15 protein-coding genes and 1 tRNA gene are annotated in these 18,818 nt (G+C 73.8%); 6 read left to right on the forward strand and 10 right to left on the reverse strand.

Annotation, left to right across the window (positions count from 1 at the left end):
* Positions 1 to 12: 12 nt before the first annotated feature.
* Positions 13 to 1,446 (reverse strand): S1C family serine protease, encoded by a 1,434-nt coding sequence (locus ASG83_RS01405; RefSeq protein ID WP_055856234.1) that lies wholly within the window; start codon positions 1,444 to 1,446, stop codon positions 13 to 15.
* Positions 1,447 to 1,650: 204 nt separating this feature from the next.
* Here ASG83_RS01405 and ASG83_RS01410 point away from each other — a divergent pair, with 204 nt between their 5' ends.
* Positions 1,651 to 2,304, forward strand: a complete 654-nt coding sequence (locus ASG83_RS01410) for a TetR/AcrR family transcriptional regulator (RefSeq protein WP_055856236.1) — start codon at positions 1,651 to 1,653, stop codon at positions 2,302 to 2,304.
* 42 nt (positions 2,305 to 2,346) lie between these two features.
* Positions 2,347 to 3,546: an aminotransferase class I/II-fold pyridoxal phosphate-dependent enzyme gene (locus tag ASG83_RS01415; RefSeq protein ID WP_055856240.1), complete on the forward strand. Its 1,200-nt coding sequence runs from the start codon at positions 2,347 to 2,349 to the stop codon at positions 3,544 to 3,546.
* 46 nt (positions 3,547 to 3,592) lie between these two features.
* Here the strand turns inward: ASG83_RS01415 and ASG83_RS01420 are convergent, their stop codons facing one another.
* Positions 3,593 to 4,429 (reverse strand): carbon-nitrogen hydrolase family protein, encoded by an 837-nt coding sequence (locus ASG83_RS01420; protein WP_055856242.1) that lies wholly within the window; start codon positions 4,427 to 4,429, stop codon positions 3,593 to 3,595.
* Between the two features lie 41 nt (positions 4,430 to 4,470).
* Between ASG83_RS01420 and ASG83_RS01425 the strand changes: the two genes are divergently transcribed.
* Entirely contained in the window at positions 4,471 to 5,406 is a 936-nt protein-coding gene (locus ASG83_RS01425; RefSeq protein WP_055856245.1) for a ribokinase, read from the forward strand.
* A gap of 276 nt (positions 5,407 to 5,682) precedes the next feature.
* Here the strand turns inward: ASG83_RS01425 and ASG83_RS01430 are convergent.
* The 5 genes from ASG83_RS01430 to ASG83_RS01450 all read right to left on the reverse strand — a co-directional run bounded on the left by ASG83_RS01430 (position 5,683) and on the right by ASG83_RS01450 (position 12,260).
* Positions 5,683 to 5,756: transfer RNA gene (locus ASG83_RS01430), tRNA-Met, on the reverse strand.
* An 83-nt stretch (positions 5,757 to 5,839) separates the two neighbouring features.
* Entirely contained in the window at positions 5,840 to 7,078 is a 1,239-nt protein-coding gene (locus ASG83_RS01435) for a GAF domain-containing protein (RefSeq protein WP_156376745.1), read from the reverse strand.
* 132 nt (positions 7,079 to 7,210) lie between these two features.
* Positions 7,211 to 8,080 (reverse strand): bifunctional 2-polyprenyl-6-hydroxyphenol methylase/3-demethylubiquinol 3-O-methyltransferase UbiG, encoded by an 870-nt coding sequence (locus tag ASG83_RS01440; RefSeq protein WP_055856252.1) that lies wholly within the window; start codon positions 8,078 to 8,080, stop codon positions 7,211 to 7,213.
* 12 nt (positions 8,081 to 8,092) lie between these two features.
* Complete coding sequence (locus ASG83_RS01445) at positions 8,093 to 11,014, reverse strand: UPF0182 family protein (protein WP_200932274.1); 2,922 nt, start codon at positions 11,012 to 11,014, stop codon at positions 8,093 to 8,095.
* A 133-nt stretch (positions 11,015 to 11,147) separates the two neighbouring features.
* A complete protein-coding gene (locus tag ASG83_RS01450; protein WP_055856255.1) occupies positions 11,148 to 12,260 on the reverse strand; it encodes a PDZ domain-containing protein in 1,113 nt (370 codons plus the stop codon).
* An 82-nt stretch (positions 12,261 to 12,342) separates the two neighbouring features.
* Here ASG83_RS01450 and ASG83_RS01455 point away from each other — a divergent pair, with 82 nt between their 5' ends.
* On the forward strand, positions 12,343 to 13,740 hold the full coding sequence (locus ASG83_RS01455; RefSeq protein ID WP_055856260.1) for a zinc-dependent metalloprotease: 1,398 nt from the start codon (positions 12,343 to 12,345) through the stop codon (positions 13,738 to 13,740).
* A gap of 34 nt (positions 13,741 to 13,774) precedes the next feature.
* Positions 13,775 to 14,578, forward strand: coding sequence for a hypothetical protein (locus tag ASG83_RS01460; RefSeq protein WP_055856263.1), 804 nt, complete (start codon positions 13,775 to 13,777; stop codon positions 14,576 to 14,578).
* Here the strand turns inward: ASG83_RS01460 and ASG83_RS01465 are convergent.
* Together ASG83_RS01465 and nudC are read right to left on the reverse strand one after the other, a co-directional pair.
* Positions 14,550 to 16,304: an ATP-dependent helicase gene (locus tag ASG83_RS01465; RefSeq protein ID WP_055856266.1), complete on the reverse strand. Its 1,755-nt coding sequence runs from the start codon at positions 16,302 to 16,304 to the stop codon at positions 14,550 to 14,552. The genes ASG83_RS01460 and ASG83_RS01465 overlap by 29 nt on opposite strands.
* On the reverse strand, positions 16,301 to 17,239 hold the full coding sequence (gene nudC / locus ASG83_RS01470; protein WP_055856269.1) for an NAD(+) diphosphatase: 939 nt from the start codon (positions 17,237 to 17,239) through the stop codon (positions 16,301 to 16,303). Before nudC ends, ASG83_RS01465 begins: the two co-directional genes overlap by 4 nt.
* A 75-nt stretch (positions 17,240 to 17,314) precedes the next feature.
* Between nudC and ASG83_RS01475 the strand changes: the two genes are divergently transcribed.
* Positions 17,315 to 18,457, forward strand: coding sequence for a phosphotransferase (locus tag ASG83_RS01475; protein ID WP_055856274.1), 1,143 nt, complete (start codon positions 17,315 to 17,317; stop codon positions 18,455 to 18,457).
* A gap of 15 nt (positions 18,458 to 18,472) precedes the next feature.
* Here ASG83_RS01475 and ASG83_RS01480 read toward each other — a convergent pair whose 3' ends face one another.
* Positions 18,473 to 18,733, reverse strand: coding sequence for a hypothetical protein (locus ASG83_RS01480; RefSeq protein WP_156710906.1), 261 nt, complete (start codon positions 18,731 to 18,733; stop codon positions 18,473 to 18,475).
* Positions 18,734 to 18,818 lie beyond the last annotated feature (85 nt).

Genomic DNA, 18,818 nt, shown 5'->3' on the forward strand with positions numbered 1-18,818 from the left:
CGAGGCTACTGCCTAGCCGAGCTCGCCCAGCGTCACCGTGAGAGTCTCGCTGCGACCGCCGCGGACGTAGGTGAGCTCGGCGCTCTCGCCCCCGGCCAGGGCCCGGACCTGAGCGGTCAGGTCGATCTGGTCGGTGATCGGAACACCGTTGAACTCAGTGATGACGTCGCCGCCGCGCAGACCCGCCTGATCGGCCGGCCCGCCCGGCGAGACCTGATCGATCAGGGCGCCGACGACGTCGCTCGAGGCGGCGGCGCTCGCGTCGGTCACCGTCGCACCGAGCAGGCCATGGCTCGCCGACCCCGTCTCGATGATCTCGGTCGCGATGCGCTGGGCGAAGTTGGCCGGGATGGAGAAGCCGACGCCGATGCTCCCGGCGCTCCCCTGGCCCCCGCCGGCCGTGGCGATCGCCACGTTGATGCCGATGAGACGGCCGTCCTGGTCGAGGAGGGCGCCGCCGGAGTTGCCCGGGTTGATCGCCGCGTCGGTCTGGATGACCGCGAGCGAGATGGTCGACGACGCCGAGGGCTGGCTGTCGCGGCCGGGGATGTCGAAGTTCCAGAACTCGAAGGGTCCCCCGCTGTCCGGACCCGGCGCCTCGGGGGCCTCGGGGGCCTCGGGCACCGCGGACGACTTCACGGTGATCGAGCGGTTGAGGGCGGAGACGATGCCGTCGGTCACCGTTCCGGCGAGCCCCAGGGGGGCGCCGATGGCGATCGCGCGGTCGCCGACGTTGAGCTCGTCGGAGTCGGCGAACTCGATGGGCTGCAGGTCGGTCGCTCCGTCGAGGCGGATGACGGCGAGGTCGGCGATCGGGTCGGCGCCGACGAGGGTCGCGTCCCACAGACGACCGTCCGCGGTCGTGACGCGGATGGTCGGGTCGCCGGCCGCCCCGTCGAGCGTCGCGACGTGGGCGTTCGTGAGCACGTAGCCGTCGTCGCTCAGGATGACGCCGGAGCCGCTGCCCTGCGCGCCGCCGCCCGCGACCTGGATCGTGACCACCGAGGGCATCGCCGTGGCGACGACGCCCGTGACGATGGTCGCGTCCTCCGGGTCGTTGACGGTGACCGAGGCGGGGCCGGTCGGCGCGGACATCGAGCCGCCGCGGTCGGCGAGGGCCCAGGCGGCGATGCCGCCGCCCGCGGCTCCGCCGACGAGGGCTCCCACGGCGAGCGCCGCGATGAGCGGGGCCAGCGAGCGCTGCGGGGCCGTCGGAGCGGCTGCGGGGGCCGGTGCGGCGGCCGCCGCGGGAGGCGCAGGGGGCACGGGCGCGCTCGGGGCGGGATGCCGATCGGGGCCGGCCTGCTGGTCGGGGGCCGCGTGCTGGTCGGGGGCAGGATGCTGCTCGGGGGCCGCGTGCTGCTCGGGGGCGCCGGGCTGCTCGGGCGTCGGGCCCGCCGACGGCTCGTGCGCGGGGGGCTCGGGGGTGGTCGGGTTCTCGGTCATGGCGAGGTCTCCTTTCGGCCGCTGTCAGCGTCCTCCGCAAACCTGTGCAGTCTATTTGCCCCCACTGAGGGCGGCCTGACGCTCCGGTCAACGGCGTCTATGCGGGGCGGGGCTCGACCAGCACCCCCGGAAGGGGTGCACCCACCGTTCCGCCTCCCCGTCGTACAATGCTGACGCCGCCCATCACCCGAATGAGGACGCTCCATGCCCGCTCCGCCCACCGACGTCGACCGGATTCTCACGGCCGCTGCCGACATCCTCATGGCGGACGGCTACGACGCCGTCAGCATCCCCCGCATCGCCGCATCGGCCGGCATGAGCGAGTCGGACGTCGGCGAGCTGTTCGAGACGCCCGGCGACGCGCTCGTCGCGATGCTCAACCGCGAATTCACGGCCATGTACGCGAGCATCGTCGATCACATCGAGCGCGACCCGCGCGGCGGCCTCCTCTCGCGGATCTACCTCTACATCCTCGCCGGCATCTACGAGCGGCCGCTGTCGAAGACTCTCTTCGTGATCGATCGCGACGCCCTCAACCGCATCATGCGCCACAGCCACTCCTTCCGCTACGTGCCCCAGGTGGGCATCCGCGGCGAGATGATCGAGCGCCTCCAGGAAGCGGGCATGGTCCGCCGCGACGTCGACGCGTCGATGGTCTCGTCCGTGCTCTCCGTGTGCTCGGCCGGCCTCGCCCTCACCGCGCCGCACGACGATCTCGACACGGTGATCCGCGGCATCAGCGACCTCCTCTCGCGCGGGGTCGACGCGGCCGTGGAGGACACGACGCCCGGCAAGCGCGTCTTCTACGACTGGGCCACGAGCCTGACGATCTCGGGCAGGTCGGGCTCGGACGACTGAGCGCGGCCGGTCGCCGGTGCCGGGCATCGCTAGGGTGGGCGCATGAGCGCGACGGAGCCCTGGCGACGATCTCTCGCGGCCGCTGGCCTCCTCGACGCGGACGGCACGACGCGGCCCACGATCTTCGCCGAGATGTCGGCGCTCGCCGCTCGGTACGAGGCCGTCAACCTCGGCCAGGGCTTCCCCGACGAGGACGGCCCCGCGGAGGTGCTCGAGGCCGCCATCGCGGCGATCCGCTCCGGCGTGAACCAGTACCCGCCGGGCCGCGGAGCACCCGAACTCCGCGCGGCGATCAGCGAGCACCGCGCGCGCTTCGGCAGCCCCGCTCCCGCTCCCGAGACCGAGGTGCTCGTCACGGCCGGCGCGACGGAGGCCATCGCCGCCGCGCTCCTCGCGCTCGTCCCTCCGGGCGGCGAGGTGGTGACCCTCTCCCCCTTCTACGACAGCTACGCCGCGATCATCGGCCTCATCGGCGCGCGGCACACGGTGATCCCGCTGCGCGGCCCCGACTTCCAGCCCGACCCGGCGGACATCGACGCGGCCATCGGCCCGGGCACGAGCGCGGTGCTGCTCAACAACCCGCACAACCCGACCGGCGCGGTCATCTCGCCCGAGCTGCTCGAGCGCATCGCCGCTCGCGCGGCCACCCACGGCGCGATCGTCGTGAGCGACGAGGTGTACGAGCACCTCGTGTTCGACGACGCCCCGTTCACGCCGATCGCGACCGTGCCGAGCGCCGTCGGCCGCGCACTGTCGATCTCGAGCGCCGCCAAGACCTTCCGCGTCACGGGGTGGAAGATCGGCTGGATCACGGGCCCCGCCGCCCTCATCGACGCGGTGGTCGCCGTCAAGCAGTTCCTCACCTACGTCAACGGCGCGCCCTTCCAGCCCGCCGTGGCCGTCGGGCTCCGGCTGCCCGACTCCTACTTCGCCGAGGCGAGCCTGACGCTCCAGCGCCGCCGCGACCTGCTGAGCGCGGGGCTGCGCGAGGCGGGCTTCGCGGTGTCGCCGAGCCGCGGCTCGTACTTCGTCGTCGCCGACGCGGCGCCCCTGGGCGTCGAGGACGGCGCGGCGTTCGCGCGCGAGCTGGTGAGGGATGCCGGCGTCGCCTCGATACCGCTCGCCGCCTTCGCGCCGGGCACGACCGACCCCGCGATCCGCAGCTCGCTGCGCTTCGCGTTCTGCCGCCGCGATGAGGCCATCGAGGAGGCCGTGCGCCGGCTGAGCGCCTACCGCCGCTGAGCCGGGTCACGGGTGGGCGGCAACCGCCGCCGGGCCCGAGCGCGCGTCAGCGGGGCGCGACCCCGAAGCGCCGCAGGCCGAGGGCGGGGTTCGCGGCCCGCACCTCGTCGAGGCGGGCGCGCGTCGGGAAGGCGACCGCGGCATCCGTCTGCTCGCCGAGGGAGGCGATCGCAACTCCCATGGGGTCGACGATGAGGCTGCAGCCGACGCCGATGGGCGGGGCGTGGTCGGCGGCGGCGACGTAGATCGTGTTCTCGAGGGCGCGCGCGGTGACGAGGGTGCGCCAGTGGTGCTCCTTCTGCGGGCCGCGCACCCACTCGGCGGGGATGAGCACGAGGTCGGCGCCCGCGTCGACGAGGCGGCGCGTGACCTCGGGGAACCGCACGTCGTAGCAGGTCTGGATGCCCACCCGAAGTCCCGCGAAGGCGAGCAGCTGCGGCGGCTCGATGTCGCCGGCCTCCGCCCAGTCGGACTCGCGGGCTCCGAACGCGTCGTAGAGATGGAGCTTGCGCGAGATCGCGACGACCGCACCGTCGGCACCCACGGCGACGATCGTGTTGCGGAACCGGTCGGGCCGCGTGCCGGTCTCGACGAGTCCGGCGACGAGGACGATGCCGAGGTCGCGAGCGATCGCTCCCAGACCGGTGACGAAAGGGCCGTCGAGCGGCTCGGCCGCGGCCACCCAGTCGGGGCCGAGCTCGGGGGCGAAGTACGAGCTGTACTCGGGCGCGACGACGAGGCCCGCCCCGCGCTCGACGGCCAGCGCGGCCAGGCCTCGGATGCTCGCGAGGTTCTCGTCGCGATCGGCGCCCGGCGAGAACTGCGCCACGGCGACGCCCGTGCGCGCGGCCCCGGGCCCGGCGGGGGCGGCGTGGTCGGTCATGCGCTCAGCCTAGAGCCGCGCCCTCTGCCAGGCTGGAGGCCATGAGCGCCTCCCTCGTCGTCCTCGGCTCCGCCAACACCGACTACACGGTCGCCGTCGAGAGGCACCCGCGGCCCGGCGAGACCGTCATGGGCGGCGACGTGGCGACGGGCACCGGCGGGAAGGGCGCCAATCAGTCGCTCGCGGCCGCGCGGCTCGGCGCCCCGCCCGTGTTCCTCGGAGCCGTCGGCGACGATGCGGGCGGTCGCACCCTGCTCGAGGCGCTGGCCGCCGGCGGGGTCGACGTCGCCCACGTCGAGACCGTGCCAGGCGCCCCCACGGGGGTCGCGCTCATCACCCTCGCCCGCGACGGCGAGAACTCGATCGTCGTGGCCCCCGGAGCCAACGGCCGGCTCGCCGTCGAGCCGACCGTCGAGCGCCTGCGCGCGCTCGCGGCCCCGGGCACCGTGATGCTGGCGCAGCTGGAGGTGCCGATCGACGTCGTCGCGGCGGCCGCCGCCGCCGTCGACGCGGCGGGCGGTCGCGTCGTGCTGAATCTGTCCCCGAGCGCTCCCGTGCCGGATGCCCTCCTCGCCCTCTGCGACCCCCTGGTCGTCAACGAGTCCGAGGCCTCCGATCTCGCCGCGACGTCCGTCGACGGCCCCGCCTCCGCGGCGGCTGCCGCGGTCGCCCTGCTCGAGCGCTGCCGGAGCGTCGTCATCACGCTCGGCGGCGAGGGCGCGGTCTTCGCGCGGCGCGCGTCCGACGACGGCGCGGCGCTCGAGCACGGTGCCGGCCCCGCCGACCGGACCGTCTCGGGCCACCGGCCGGCTCCGCGGGTCGACGTGCTCGACACGACGGGCGCGGGGGACGCGTTCGTCGGAGCCGTCGCGGCCGAGCTCGCCCGCGGACGCTCGCTGGAGGAGGCCGTCGAGAGCGGCGTCGCAGCCGGCGCCGAGGCCGTGCAGTGGCCGGGCGCCCAGCCGCCGCGCGGCTGACAGGGTGCGAGCGTCGCCCCGGCAGGGGCCGGTGCTCACGCGCTCGGGGGGCGAACGAGGTGGGCACCGGCCCGTCGGGAGCGCGAGGGGGCTGTGCGGTCGGGTCGGACCCGATCTCCCGCGACCACTCTGGCGGTATCTACCGGATGCGCGAGCGAGGGCGGCGCGCCGGATGTTCGCATAGCGCACATGCGGCGGGAATGCAGAGGGCCAGGATTGCAGAAGGCCCGGAGAACGCAGAAGGCCCGGAATCCAGGATTCCGGGCCTTCTTCTTGTTGCGGGGGCAGGATTTGAACCTACGACCTCTGGGTTATGAGCCCAGCGAGCTACCGAACTGCTCCACCCCGCGGCACGAGAGCCAACGATACCAGGGGCTGGAGCATCCGTCGAATCGGGGCCGCGCCGCACCGATGCCGGCGCGCTCCGGACGGCTCAGGAGGCGCGGGCGAACTCGGCCTCCGCCGCCCACACGACCTCCTGGGCGCGGCGGGCGAGGCTCATCAGCAGGCCGCGCTCGGCCGCGGTCACCCCCGTGCGCGGCTCGCGATCGATCACGCAGACCGCTCCGACCGGGCGGCCGTCGGCGCCCTCGATCGCGGCGCCGGCGTAGAAGCGGATGCCGTCGGGCTCGGTGACGAGCGGGTTGTCGGCGAAACGCGCGTCACGCTGAGCGTCGAGCACGATGAGCGGCTCGTCCAGCTCGACGGCGTAGAGGCAGAAGGAGTCCTGGATGGGCACGCTGTCGGTCGCGTGACCGGTGCGCGCGACGTGCCACTGGCGGTCGGGCCCGAGCACCGTCACGAGAGCGGAGGGAGCCCGGAACGCCGCGGCGGCGACCGTGACGATCCACTCGAGGCGGGCGCGGTGCTGCGAGAGCGCGAGCACGAGGAGGTCGTTGCGCGCGGCATCGGCCGCGTCGAGCGATCGACGGCGGGCGACGGGCACGCCGACGACGCGGTCGAGCTCGTCCATGAGGGACGCCGCGAGGAGGGTCCCGGTCAGGGCGTAGTCGCCGCGCGCGACGGCGGGGTCGGGAGCGACCCCGTGCGCGGGCGATGCCGGGAGGCGGACGACGTCGATGCCGGACTCGGTCGCGATGCGGGAGCGCAGGATCTCGTTGAGCTCGACCGCCCGGCGCTCGGCCCAGCCGAGCACGGCGCCGTGGAGCCCGGCGATCTCGCCCATCTCGGGGATCTCGAGCACGACCAGGCGCGTCGCCCAGCCCGCCGTCGCCCGCCAGCCCTCGAGCAGCTCGTGGATCGCGTCGCGCCAGGCACGGGAGGTCTGGCCGGAGAGCACGTCCGCTCCCCCGAGGACCACGACGACGACGTCGTAGCGGCCGGGCGAGGCCGGTCGGAGCTCGCGCGCGATGTCGGCGAGGCCCCAGCGGTGGTCGGCGAGGACGTCGACGACGGCGCCGCGCCCCGTTCCCGCGCGGAGCGCGCGAGCGACCGAGCCCGGCAGGGCGAGCTCGTGGGAGGCGACGCCCCAGCCCACGGCGGCGCCCGCGCCGACGAGCAGGACGCGGTCGGGCGAGGGGCCGTCGGCGACCGCGCGCGGGCCGTCGATGGGGCGCGGAGTGGAGTCGCGGACGTCGGAGGCCCACGCCTCCCACGCGCGGAGGACGGGCCGCAGCGACACCGCCATGGCGTCGGCGAGATCTGTGGACATGAGCACCTCCCGGGTCGGGTTGCGCTCAGGCTAGGCCCGCGCGGGCCTCCGACCGAGTGTCCTCCGTTTGGAGGACAGAGCGGATGTTCGCATTGCGAACGGACCGGGCGCGCCCCCGCCCTTGGGCCGTCGTCAGTCGGCCCGACGCGTCGCGCCGAGGCTCATCCCCAGCGGGATCATCGACTCGCCCGGCATGCGCCACATCCCGCTCTCGTCGCGCTCGCACACCGAGAAGATCCTCCACGGGACGGCGTCATGCTCGTGCAGGAAGTCGATGGCGAGACCCGCCTCGATGAGGTCGGTGACCGTGCGGCCGAGGGGGTGCAACCATTCGACGGTGCGGGAGTTCGCGAGCGTCGCGTCGGGGTCGGCGTAGTCGCCGCCCTCGTCGAGCGAGAGCCCCTCCTCGTGGAAGTAGCCGTAGGCGGGCAGCGGGAACGGCGCGCCGTCGATCGGGACGCTTCCGGCCGCGTCGTCGAAGACGAAGGCGGTCGGATGCCCGTCGGCGAAGTACAGCCGCCCGCCGGGCTTCAGGAACCAGGCGACGATGCGCGCCCACTCGGCGGTGTCGGGCAGCCAGCCGATCGTGCCCCACGTCGTGTAGACGACGTCGAAGCCCTCCGGGTCGGGCAGGCGGTGGCGGGCGTCGTACAGGTCGGCGCAGACGAATCGCGTGCGCTCGTCGAGGCCGAGCTCGGTCGCGAGCTCGCGCGCGGCGCGGATGGCGGGCATCGAGAAGTCGATGCCGACGACCTCGGCGCCGCGCTGCGCGAGCACGAGCGAGTCGGCGCCGAAGTGGCACTGCAGGTGGAGCACTCGCAGACCCGCCCAGCCGTCGGGCGCGATGCGGGGCAGCTCCGCCTCCTCGATGGAGTAGAGCCGCCCCTCGCCGCGCCTCAGGGGCGCGAGGTCGTAGAACTCGCTGCCGAGGTGCACGGGGACCTTCTCATCCCAGTGCGCGCGGTTGAGGGCGACCCACTCGGGCTCGACGTCGGCTCCCACTCCGGACGACCCCTAGGGCTGCTGCTCGCTCAACGCGAAGAGCCGCTCAAGGGCCGTCTGCAGCCGCTCATCCGCCTCGGCGGCCGCCACGAGGTCGTTCGCCGCGTAAGCCGCCTCGCGCTCCAGGAGCGCCGCTCGGGCCTCCTGCAGCGCCGCCTCGAAGTCGAGGTCCGGCTCGGCCGGCGCCTCGGGGTCGGTCGGCTGCTCGGGGTCGGTCGGCGCCTCGGGGTCGGTCGGCGGCAGCGGGTCGACCGGGTCGACGTCGCCGTCGCCGGCCTCCGCGCCCGACTCGCCGCCGAAGAGGCTGTCGAGGGCCTGATCGAGCGTGTCCTCGAAGGCGATCTCGTTGCCGAACGCGACGAGGACCTTGCGCAGGAGCGGGTAGCTCGTGCCTCCGGTCGACTGCACGTAGACCGGCTGGACGTAGAGCAGACCGCCGCCGACGGGGAGAGTCAGCAGGTTCCCGCTGATGACCTCGGTCTCGCCCTGGCGCAGCAGGTTGAGCTGCTGGCCGACGTTCGCGTCGGAGTCGAACTGGTTCTGCACCTGGCCGGGGCCGGGCACCGTCGTCTGCCGGGGCAGGGTCAGCAGCGTGAGCTTGCCGTAGTCGTCGCCCGCATCGGCGTTCGCCGCGAGGTAGCCGTAGAGCACGTTGCGGCTGTTGCCGCCCGACGAGGCGGGGATGAACGTGGAGTACAGCGTGAACGCGGGACTCTCGGTGCCGGGCACCTGCATCGTCAGGTAGTACGGCGGCTGGAGCGTCGGGTTCGTCGCGGGCGAGCCGGGATCATTGGGCGTGACCCACTCGTCGTCGCGCGAGAAGAACGAGCCCGCGTCGGTCACGTGGTACTCGCCGAGGATGTCGCGCTGCACCTTGAACAGATCGGCGGGGTAGCGGACGTGGTCGAGGAGCTCGTCGCTCATCTCGCTGATCGGCTCGAGAGTCGACGGGAAGATCTTCTGCCACGTCTGCAGGATCGGGTCCTCCGTGTCCCACGCGTAGAGCGTCACCGAGCCGTCGTAGGCGTCGACCGTGGCCTTCACCGAGTTGCGGATGTAGTTGATGTCGTCGATCGGGAAGGTCGGCGTGGGCGTGTACGTGTCGGCGATCGCGGCCGAGAGCGGCACCGAGGTCGAGTACGGGTAGCTCGCCGAGGTCGTGTAGCCGTCGACGATCCACTGGATGCGCCCGTCGACGATCGCCGGGTACGGGTCGCTGTCGAGCGTCAGGTACGGGGCGACCTTCTGCACGCGGTCGAGCGGGTTGCGGTCGTAGAGGATCTGCGAGTCGTCGTTGACGGCGTCGGAGAGGAAGATCTGCTCGGACTGGAACTTGATCGCGTACAGCAGCTTCTTGAAGGCGTTGTCGAGCGCGGGCCCGCCCTCGCCCGTGAAGGTGTATGTGCGGTTGCCGGAGGTGTCGTCCTCCTCGCCGCCCTCCGACGGGTAGTCGAGCTCGAGCGCCGGAGCGCCCTCGGGAGCGCCGACGATCGAGTACTCGGGCGAGGTCTCGCCGAAGTAGATGCGCGGCTCGTACTCGCCGACCGACTCCGAGAGGGGGCCGCTGGCGGGGATGCCCGACTCGAGGAAGAGCGGCTGGCCGTCGTCGGCGCGCTGGTTGCCGTAGGCCGCGACGACGCCGTAGCCGTGCGTGAACACGATGCGGGAGTTGTACCAGCTCTCCTCCGTCTGCTCGTTCGGGGTGAGCTCACGGACGGAGATGACGGTGTCCTGCGTCTGGCCGTCGACCTCGTAGCGGTCGACGTCGAGATACGTCGGGAACCCGTAGTAGGGGCGGAACTGCTCGAGCTGCGCGAACGCGTCGGTCACGAGCGCGGGGTCGATGATGCGGATGTTCGCGGTCGTCTCCGCGTCCTCCCGCAGCGCGCCCTCCTCGGCGCTCGTGGTCGCCGCGTAGGGCACCTCCTCGATGCCGGAGATGCCGTAGGCGTCGCGCGTCGCCTCGATGTTGCGCTCGATGTACGGCGCCTCGAGCGAGCGAGCGCTCGGTTCGACCTGGAAGCGCTGGACGATCCACGGGTAGACGCTGCCGACCAGCAGGCCCGACACGATGAGCAGCGCGGTGCCGACGATCGACAGGCGCCAGCGGCCGATGATCGCCGTGACGATGAAGAGGATGGCGATGAGCGCGGCGATCCCGGCGAGGATCTGCCGGCCCGGGATGGTCGCGAAGACCTCGGTGTAGCCGGCGCCCGCAGCGAGGAAGCCGTCGCTCGGCTGGACGAGGGCCGCGTACTGATCGAGCCAGATCGAGACCGCCTGCAGGGCGATGTAGACCGCCGCCGTCGCGGCGAGCTGGATGCGCGCGGTGCGGGAGATGCGGACCTCGCGCCCCGTGAATCGGATCGCGCCGTAGAGGTAGCTCGTCGCGACCGCGGCGATGGCGGAGAGCAGCACGGCTCCCGAGGCGAAGGCGACGACGCCGCGCCAGAACGGGAGCTCGTAGACGTAGAAGGAGATGTCGAGGCCGAACTGCGGGTCGACGTCGCCGAAGGGCGTGCGGTTGATCCACTGCAGGACCATCGGCCAGCGGCTCGCCGCCGCGACGCCCGCGAAGAGCCCCAGGACCGCCGGGATGCCCAGCATCGCGACCCGGCGCAGCGGTTCGACGACCTCCTGGTAGCGATCGAGCTGGCTGGAGAGCTTGGCGTAGACGGGGCGCGATCGGTACGCGATCTGGAGGCTCGCGAACACCGGCAGGAACATGCCGAGGAAGCCGACCGCGAACATCCCCGCTGTGGCGAACCACTGCGTCGTCAGCACCGGAAGGTAGCCGAGCTGGTCGAACCACAGCACGTCGGTGTAGAAGTTCGCGAAGACGAAGAAGAGCACGACGATGACGGCGAGGATGCCGGCCGAGATCGCGAGAGTCGCCCGGCTTCGGGTGGCGGGCGGCGGTGCGGTGGACGTCACGGAGGGTCTCCCAGGAGTCGGGTGGCGAGCCCCGCCAGACTATCGGGCGCAACCTTGGCGGCACCCCCGCGCTCGAGCGGTGTTCGCTCAGGGCGCGGGGCCCTCCTCCGCCGCTCCCGGTCGGCGCGTCGGGCTACGAACCGCAGCGGGCGAGGGCGTCGCGATCAGCGTCGTCGGCGATCGTCTGCAGGACGCCGATCGCCTCGTCGAGGGTCGCGACCCGGAAGACCTCGAGGCCCTCGGGGATGCTCCCCACGACCTCGTCGCAGTTGCCGGCCGGCGCGAGGAACACCTCGGCGCCCGCGTCGACGGCTCCGTACATCTTCTGCACGATGCCGCCGATCGGGCCGACAGTGCCGTCGGCGGCGATCGTGCCCGTGCCGGCGACCTCCGCCCCGCCCGCCAGCGAGCCGGGGGTGAGCTTGTCGATGATCCCGAGGGCGAACATCATGCCGGCGCTCGGACCGCCCACGTTCGACAGCTCGATGTCGACCTCGAACGGGAACTCGTAGTCGCCCGCTACGAGGACGCCGATCACGGGCACGCGGTTCTCGCCCTCGCTCAGGCGCGGGGTCACCTCGACGGTGAGCTCCCGGCCGTCGCGCTCGACGCCGAGCAGCACCGGCGACCCCGTGCCGTTCTCCGCGATCGCGGCGCGCAGCGCCGTGACATCCCGCACCGGCTCGCCCTCGATCGAGAGGATGACGTCGTCGGCCTCGAGGACGCCGACGGATGCGCCGCCCTCCTGCGCCTCGACGACGTACAGGCGGCTCTCGTAGGGCTCGCCGATCGCGCGCAGGGCCGCGGCGACGGCCTCCTGCTGGGAGTTCTCCATCTCGATGCGGCTCTGCTCGCGGCGGTCGTCGGTCGAGAGACCCGGGGGGAAGACGGATTCAAGCGGCACGACGGACTGCTCGGGATCGAGCCAGGCGGCGGCGACCTCGAACCACGAGGGCTGCGCCTCCGGGTTGCCGAGCACGTTCACGGTCAGCAGGCTGAGCGAGCCCTCGGTGGGGTAGGTGGGCTCGCTGGGGATCGTGATGAGCGGAACCTCCTCGCCGTCGACCGAGACCGTTCCGAGGGTGTCGAAGACCGGGCCGGGCCGCTCGATGACGTAGGGCGAGGGCAGCACGGCCATGCCGAGCACGCCGAAGACGGTCACGGCGAGCAGCAGCCAGCCGATGCGGCGGCCGCGCGATCGCGCGTCGTCCTGCTCGGCGTCGGCCCCGTCGGTGAAGAGCGACACGGGTTGTTCCTCTCGAAATCCGGCCGTCAGCCTACGGCGAAACCCGGCCGGAGAGCGCGGGCGCCGCACTAGCGTAGGCGGCATGGCTGACGATTCCCTCGGCGGCGCCGAGGACGAGTTCCGCGAGATGATGCGCAAGTTCCTGGCGGGAGAGGGCGACATCGACCCCGCGAGGCTCGCCGGAGCCGCGGGGCTGCCGGCCGACCCCGCCATGGTCGCGCGGCTCATGGGCCAGCTGCAGCGGGCGATGAACGCGCAGACGGAGGGCATCGACGAGAAGCTCGCGCGCGAGGAGGCCGGCCGCATCGCCGCGACCGGCGCCGTCACCCCCACCGCCGCCGAGCTCGAAGCGCTGCGTCAGTCGCTCCACGTCGCCGCGCTCTGGCTCGACGAGGCGACGAGCATCACGCAGCTGACGGCCGAGCCCTCCCTGATCTCACGCGCCGACTGGGCGCGGCAGACGCTCCCGGTCTGGAGCCAGCTCGCCGAGCCCGTCGCGCTCTCGATCGCCGACGCCCTCACGCAGGCCCTGGACACCCAGGTGCCGGAGGAGCTCAAGGCCATGATGGGCGACGCCACGGGCATGATGCGCTCGCTCGGCGGCACGCTCTTCACCCTCCAGCTCGGGCACGTCGTCGGCCAGCTCGCAGCCGAGGTCGTCTCGGGCGGCGACATCGGTATCCCGCTCCTCCCGGGCCGCGACGACCACGACGTGCAGGCGGCGCTCCTGCCGCAGAACGTCGCGGCGTTCGCGCAGGGCCTCGACATCCCCCTCGACCAGGTGCACCTCTACCTGTCGGTGCGCGAGCTCGCCCACGCCCGCCTCTTCCGGCACGCGCGCTGGCTGCGCGCGCACCTCATCAGCGCGATCACCGACTACGCGCACGGCATCAGCATCGACGCCTCCAGCATCGAGAGCGTCGCTGCCGACTTCGACCCCGCGAACCCCGAGAGCCTGCGCGAGGCGCTCACGAGCGGCGCGCTCATCCCGCCGAAGACGGAGTCGCAGCTCGCGGCGCTCGCGCGGCTCGAGACGACCCTCGCCCTCATCGAGGGCTGGGTCGACGTCGTCACCGCCGACGCGACCGCGCGCCTGCCCCGGGCGGATGCGGCGGCCGAGACCGTGCGCCGGCGCCGGGCCGCGGGCGGGCCGGCCGAGTCGGCCTTCGCGACACTCGTCGGGCTCGAGCTGCGCCCGCGGCGCCTCCGCGAGGCGGCCGCGTTCTGGCGCGCGATCACGGACGCCGTCGGCGCCGCCGCCCGCGACGACCTCTGGGGCCACCCCGACCTGCTGCCGACCGCGGAGGACATCGACGACCCGTCGCGCATCATCGCGGGGATCCAGGCCGGGCCCGTCGACGACGATGCCTTCGACCAGGCGCTCAGTGAGCTGCTCGCGGGCGAGGGCGACCGCCCCGTCGAGGGCGCTCCGGGCGAGGAGCCGACCGAGGGCGACGACGAGGGCCCTGTGCACAACTGAGGCCCCGCGGGGAGCCGCCGCGCATCATGTGCGCATGGTTCTGCGCATCGATCCGCGTCGCCCCCTCGTGTGGCGCACGCCGCACAGCATCCAGATCGGCGTCGACCCCGTCGTCGCGATCATCGACCCCGTGGACGACGGCGACGCGCGGCTGATCGCCGCCCTTGCGACGGGCGTCACGCGCAGCGGGCTCGGGATGCTCGCCTCGACCCTCGGCGTGGCCGCGAGCCGCGTCGACGAGCTGCTGACCGCGCTCGAGCCCGCGTTCACCGCCCCGCCCGTCGCCGCCGCCGTGCGACGCGTGGCCGTGATCGGTGCGGTGCCGGCCGCGGGGCGGATCGCGCGCATCGTGGCCGATGCCGGGCATCCGGTCATCGCCGCCGCGCACGGCGCGGGGGTCCTCGACGAGTCGATCGACGCCGCCGTGCTCGTCAGCCACCACGTCATCGACCCGACCGAGCACCTCGCGTGGCTGCGCCGCGACATCGTGCACGTGCCCGTCGTGATCGGCGAGCAGTCCGCGACCGTCGGCCCGCGCGTCGAGCCGGGCACGACGCCGTGCCTGGCCTGCGTCGATCAGGCGCGCACCGCCGCCGACCCCGCGTGGCCCGCCATCGAGGCGCAGCTGTGGGGCCAGGAGGCGGCCGCCGATGCGCCGATGCTCGCGACCGAGGCCGCGATCGAGGTGCTGCGAGTGCTGCGCGAGCGGGACGCCGCGAGCGTGCGCATCGACGCCGTCACCGGCCGCCGCCACCGCCGGACGTGGGCGCCGTCGGCGCGCTGCGGCTGCCGCGGTCTCGATCTCGGCCTCAGCGCCGCGCAGCCCCTCGCCGGCTGACGCCGCCGGTCGCACCGACGGGCGGGGAGCCGGGGGCGCGCACCTCGTCGAGGAAGCGGCTCGGCGACCGCTCGGCGCGGCTCGCGCTCGGGCGCTGGGCCCACGAGAGCTCGAGCGCCCGCCGGGCGCGCGTGATGCCGACGTAGAACAGGCGACGCTCCTCGTCGACGGCCTCGAGGCTCGTCGCGAACGTGATCGGCACGGTGCCCTCGCTGAGGCCGACGATGTAGACCGCATCCCACTCCAGGCCCTTCGCGGCGTGGAGGGTGGAGAGGGTCACGGCCGAGCGCGCGGGCGCGTGCTGCTGCTCGGCGCGGCGCTGCAGCTCGCGCACGAAATCGGCGAGCGTCGTGCCCGCGGGCGACTCCTCGGCGAGACCGAGGAGGGCGGTGAGGCTCTCCCACCGCGAGCGCTCGGCGCCGCCGCCCTCGGGAGGGTCCTGCCGCCAGCCGAGACCGCGCAGGACATCGCTCACGCTCTTGAACAGCGGCTCGTCGCCGATCGAGATCGCGGCGCCGCGCAGCAGCATGATCGCCTGCCGCACCTCGGGCTGGTCGAAGTAGCGGCTGTTCGCGCGGGTCTGCACGGGGATGCCCGCGCGGCGCAGGGCGGCCTCGAGCGCAATCGACTGCGTGTTGATGCGGAACAGCACGGCGATCGACTCGGGGCTCGCGCCGTCGGCGACGCGCCGCGCGATCGACTCGGCCACCGCGGCCGACTCCGAGGCGTCGTCCGGGTGCGCCGACACCGTCGGCGCGGGTGAGGCGGCGCCGGCCTCGCGGGCCGCCGCGCGCAGCGTGAGCGCGCCGGGACGCCCGCGCATCAGCCGATTGGCGAGCGTCACGATCGGCTCGGTCGATCGATAGTTGTCCTCCAGCCGCACCACGCGCGCGTCGGGGAACTCGCTGCCGAAGCGCACGAGGTAGTCGCTCGACGCGCCCGCGAACGAGTAGATCGTCTGGGAGGCGTCGCCGACGACGCACAGCTCGCGCCGGCCGCCCAGCCAGAGCGAGAGGAGGTCGTGCTGAAGGGGCGAGACGTCCTGGTACTCGTCCACGACGAAGAAGCGGTACTGCTCGCGCACCTGCTCGGCGACGCGCGGCTCGACCTCGAGCATCCCGGCCGTGGCGAGCAGGACGTCCTCGAAGTCGATCTGGCGCCGTTCATCCTTGATCGCCTCGTACTGGCGGTGCAGGTCGACCATGGCGGAGACGGGCAGGCGCGCGGGCATCGTGCGACTCTCGGCGGCGCGCGCGTACTCGTCGAGCGACAGGCGCGAGACCTTGCGCCACTCGATCTCGGCGGCGGCGTCGCGGAGCGCCGCGGTGTCGAGACCGAGCCTGAGCGAGGACGCCGCCTGGCCGATGAGCGGCCCCTTGCCGTCGAGCACGCGCGGCGGCGACCCCCCGACGACGGTCGGCCAGAAGTAGTGGAGCTGCCGCAGGGCCGCGGAGTGGAAGGTGCGGGCCGAGACGCCGTCAGCACCGAGCGCCCGCAGCCGGCCCACGAGCTCGCCGGCCGCGCGCGCGGTGAAGGTGAGCGCCATCACGCGCGAGGGGTCGTAGGCGCCCGTCGCGACGCCGTACGCGATGCGGTGGGTGATCGCGCGGGTCTTGCCCGTCCCGGCGCCGGCGAGCACGCACACGGGGCCGAGCAGGCTCTCGGCGACGACGCGCTGCTGGTCGTCGAGCTGGGCGAGCAGACGATCGGGGTCGGGGCCGGTCATGCGTCGATCGGGCCCCCGTACCAGTCCTCGATGATCGCGCGGGCGATCGAGGTGCGCCCCGGCAGGGCGATGTCGTCGAGCGCCGCGGCGAGCTCCTCGCGGCTGAACCAGCGCAGGTCGAGGATCTCGGTGCCGTCGGGGCGCAGCTCGTGCTCGAGCGACGGGTCGAGGCGCGCGCGGAAGCCGAGCATGAGCGAGGCGGGGAACGGCCACGGCTGGGAGCCGACGTAGACGGGGTCGACGACGCGGAGCCCCGACTCCTCGCGCACCTCGCGCACCACGGCGGCCTCGAGCGACTCCCCCGGCTCGACGAAGCCCGCGAGCAGCGAGAACCGATTGGCCTCCCACTGAGCGTTCGAGCCGAGCACGATGCGGTCGTCGACGTCGGTCACGGCGACGATGATCGCCGCGTCGGTGCGCGGGAAGAGCTCGCGGCCCGTCTCGACGTCCACGCGCACCCAGCCGCCGCGACCGGGCTGGGTCGGGTTGCCGGTGAGGGGGGAGAAGGCGTGGACCGCGTGCCAGTTCGCGATGCCGAGCGCCTCGACGGCGAGACCGGCGTCGCGGTCGCCGAGCGCGTGGCCGAGCGAGCGGGGATTCCCCCAGCGGGCGATGTCGGCGGCGAATCCGGTCGCGCGGTCGTCGTCGAGCACGACGGCGACGACGGCGGCGCCGGCCGGGAGGTCGGGCGCGTCGTCGGTCGAGCGCCCGAGGTAGATGCGCAGGGCATCCGACGGCGCCGCCTGCACCGGGAGGAGGGCGAGGGCCGGCGCGTCGCCCGCCGAGAGCAGGACCTCGCCGCGCCACACCGCCAGGATGCGCGTCGTCGGCTCGGCCCACAGCTCGTCGAACAGCCTCGGCCGCGTCCGCGAGGCGTCATCGCGGTCGATGCGATAGCGCGAGAGCGGCAGCGACGCGGTGAGCGAGAACTGCATGGATGCCTCCAACTGCCGGGTGGGAACTGCGTGGCGCAGGGCGGCCGGGGGGTGCCCGCCGCCTACCCTGGGGGCATGGCCAGATCCCCTCTCACTCTAGCCGCGCTCGCCACGGCGGCCGTTCCGGGACTGGACGTCACGCACGCCTCGCGCCTGGGTTCCTCGCGCGGCCGCGACGTCGACGCCGCCGTGCTCGCGAGCCGCGACGGGCGCCACCTGGTCATCCGTGTCCCCCGCACCGAGCCGGCTGAGGCCGAGCAGTCGGCCGACCTCGTCGCCCTGCGCGCGCTGAGCGACGGCGTGCGCTCGCGCCTTCCCTTCGCCGTGCCGCGGCTCGTCGGGCAGACGCCCGTCGGCGGCACGCGCGCGATCGTGCACGAGTTCGTCGACGGCGACCCGGTGGCCCTGGAGACGATCACGCCGGGGCTCGCCTCCTCGATCGGACGCGCCATCGCGGCCGTGCACGCGCTGCCCACGAGCGTCGTCGCCGACGTCGGGCTGCCCCAGCTGCGGGCGATCGACGTCATGCGCGAGTCGCTCGCGACGCTCGACCGCGCGAGCGAGACCGGGCTCGTGCCCGCGGGGCTGCTGCGGCGCTGGGAGCTCGCGAGCGAGGACCAGTCGCTCTGGCAGTTCACGCCGACCGTCATCAACGGGGGGCTCTCGGCGGGTTCCTTCCTCTCGATCGGCGAGACGGTCACGGGCGTGCTCGGCTGGTCGCGCCTGCAGATCGCCGACCCCGCCCGCGACCTGTTCTGGCTGCTCGGCTCGGCCGACGCCGCTGTGCCCGAATCGGCCTTCGAGGCGTACCACGAGGCTCGCGGCATCCACGATCGCGAGCTCGCCCGACGCGCCGTCTTCGCCGCCGAGCTCGAGGTCGCCCGCTGGCTGCTGCACGGCACGACGAGCCGCAGCACCGAGATCGTCGACGACGCCGTCGAAATGCTGCACGCGCTCCTCGACCGCGTGCACCGCGACATGACGAACCCCCTCACGATGGAGCAGGATCGCCCGGCCTCCCTCACCGATGCGCACGACCTCGCCGAGCTCGGCGCGCCCGAGGCTGCTCGGATCGCGACGCAGCCCGCGGGGCCGTCGTCCGCGAGCCCGGCATGGGCGGGGTCGACCGCATCGGGGGCCTCGGGCGGCTCGCCCGCGAGCCCCGGCTCGAACGGCAGCGCGGCGACTCCGCCGACGCCGCCCACGCCCCGCGACTAGCGCGCCGCGCGCCGGCTACTCGTCGGCGGCGATGCGGCGCGCGATGAGGGCGCGGCCGCGCTGGACGGCGCGCACGAGCTCCGGCTGGCGGATGCCCAGCTCCTGCGAGACGTCGGAGTAGCTGCGCCGCTCCAGCAGGATCCCGCCGAGCGGCGCCCGCAGCTCGGGCGGCAGCTGCGAGATGCGGCCCACGAGCTCGTCGTAGCCGAGCGCGTCGACCGCCGAGTCGTCGATGTCGTGCTCGGGTGCGACGTCGAGGTCGAAGTCGTCGGCCATGCGGGGAACCTCCGGGAGGGATCGGGGGCCGGGCGGCGCGAACCGGAGCGCGCGCCACCCGAGCGGGCGGAGCATCCGAGCCTAG

The sequence above is a fragment of the Yonghaparkia sp. Soil809 genome (assembly GCF_001429705.1).
In the GTDB taxonomy this organism is placed as follows: domain Bacteria; phylum Actinomycetota; class Actinomycetes; order Actinomycetales; family Microbacteriaceae; genus Microcella.

Bases quoted from the DNA above. Each gene is read 5' to 3' on its own strand.
- ASG83_RS01405 (WP_055856234.1), bottom strand. From the start codon at position 1,446: ATGACCGAGAACCCGACCACCCCCGAGCCCCCCGCGCACGAGCCGTCG.
- ASG83_RS01410 (WP_055856236.1), top strand. From the start codon at position 1,651: ATGCCCGCTCCGCCCACCGACGTCGACCGGATTCTCACGGCCGCTGCC.
- ASG83_RS01415 (WP_055856240.1), top strand. From the start codon at position 2,347: ATGAGCGCGACGGAGCCCTGGCGACGATCTCTCGCGGCCGCTGGCCTC.
- ASG83_RS01420 (WP_055856242.1), bottom strand. From the start codon at position 4,429: ATGACCGACCACGCCGCCCCCGCCGGGCCCGGGGCCGCGCGCACGGGC.
- ASG83_RS01425 (WP_055856245.1), top strand. From the start codon at position 4,471: ATGAGCGCCTCCCTCGTCGTCCTCGGCTCCGCCAACACCGACTACACG.
- ASG83_RS01435 (WP_156376745.1), bottom strand. From the start codon at position 7,078: ATGTCCACAGATCTCGCCGACGCCATGGCGGTGTCGCTGCGGCCCGTC.
- ASG83_RS01455 (WP_055856260.1), top strand. From the start codon at position 12,343: ATGGCTGACGATTCCCTCGGCGGCGCCGAGGACGAGTTCCGCGAGATG.
- ASG83_RS01460 (WP_055856263.1), top strand. From the start codon at position 13,775: ATGGTTCTGCGCATCGATCCGCGTCGCCCCCTCGTGTGGCGCACGCCG.
- ASG83_RS01465 (WP_055856266.1), bottom strand. From the start codon at position 16,304: ATGACCGGCCCCGACCCCGATCGTCTGCTCGCCCAGCTCGACGACCAG.
- nudC (WP_055856269.1), bottom strand. From the start codon at position 17,239: ATGCAGTTCTCGCTCACCGCGTCGCTGCCGCTCTCGCGCTATCGCATC.
- ASG83_RS01475 (WP_055856274.1), top strand. From the start codon at position 17,315: ATGGCCAGATCCCCTCTCACTCTAGCCGCGCTCGCCACGGCGGCCGTT.
- ASG83_RS01480 (WP_156710906.1), bottom strand. From the start codon at position 18,733: ATGGCCGACGACTTCGACCTCGACGTCGCACCCGAGCACGACATCGAC.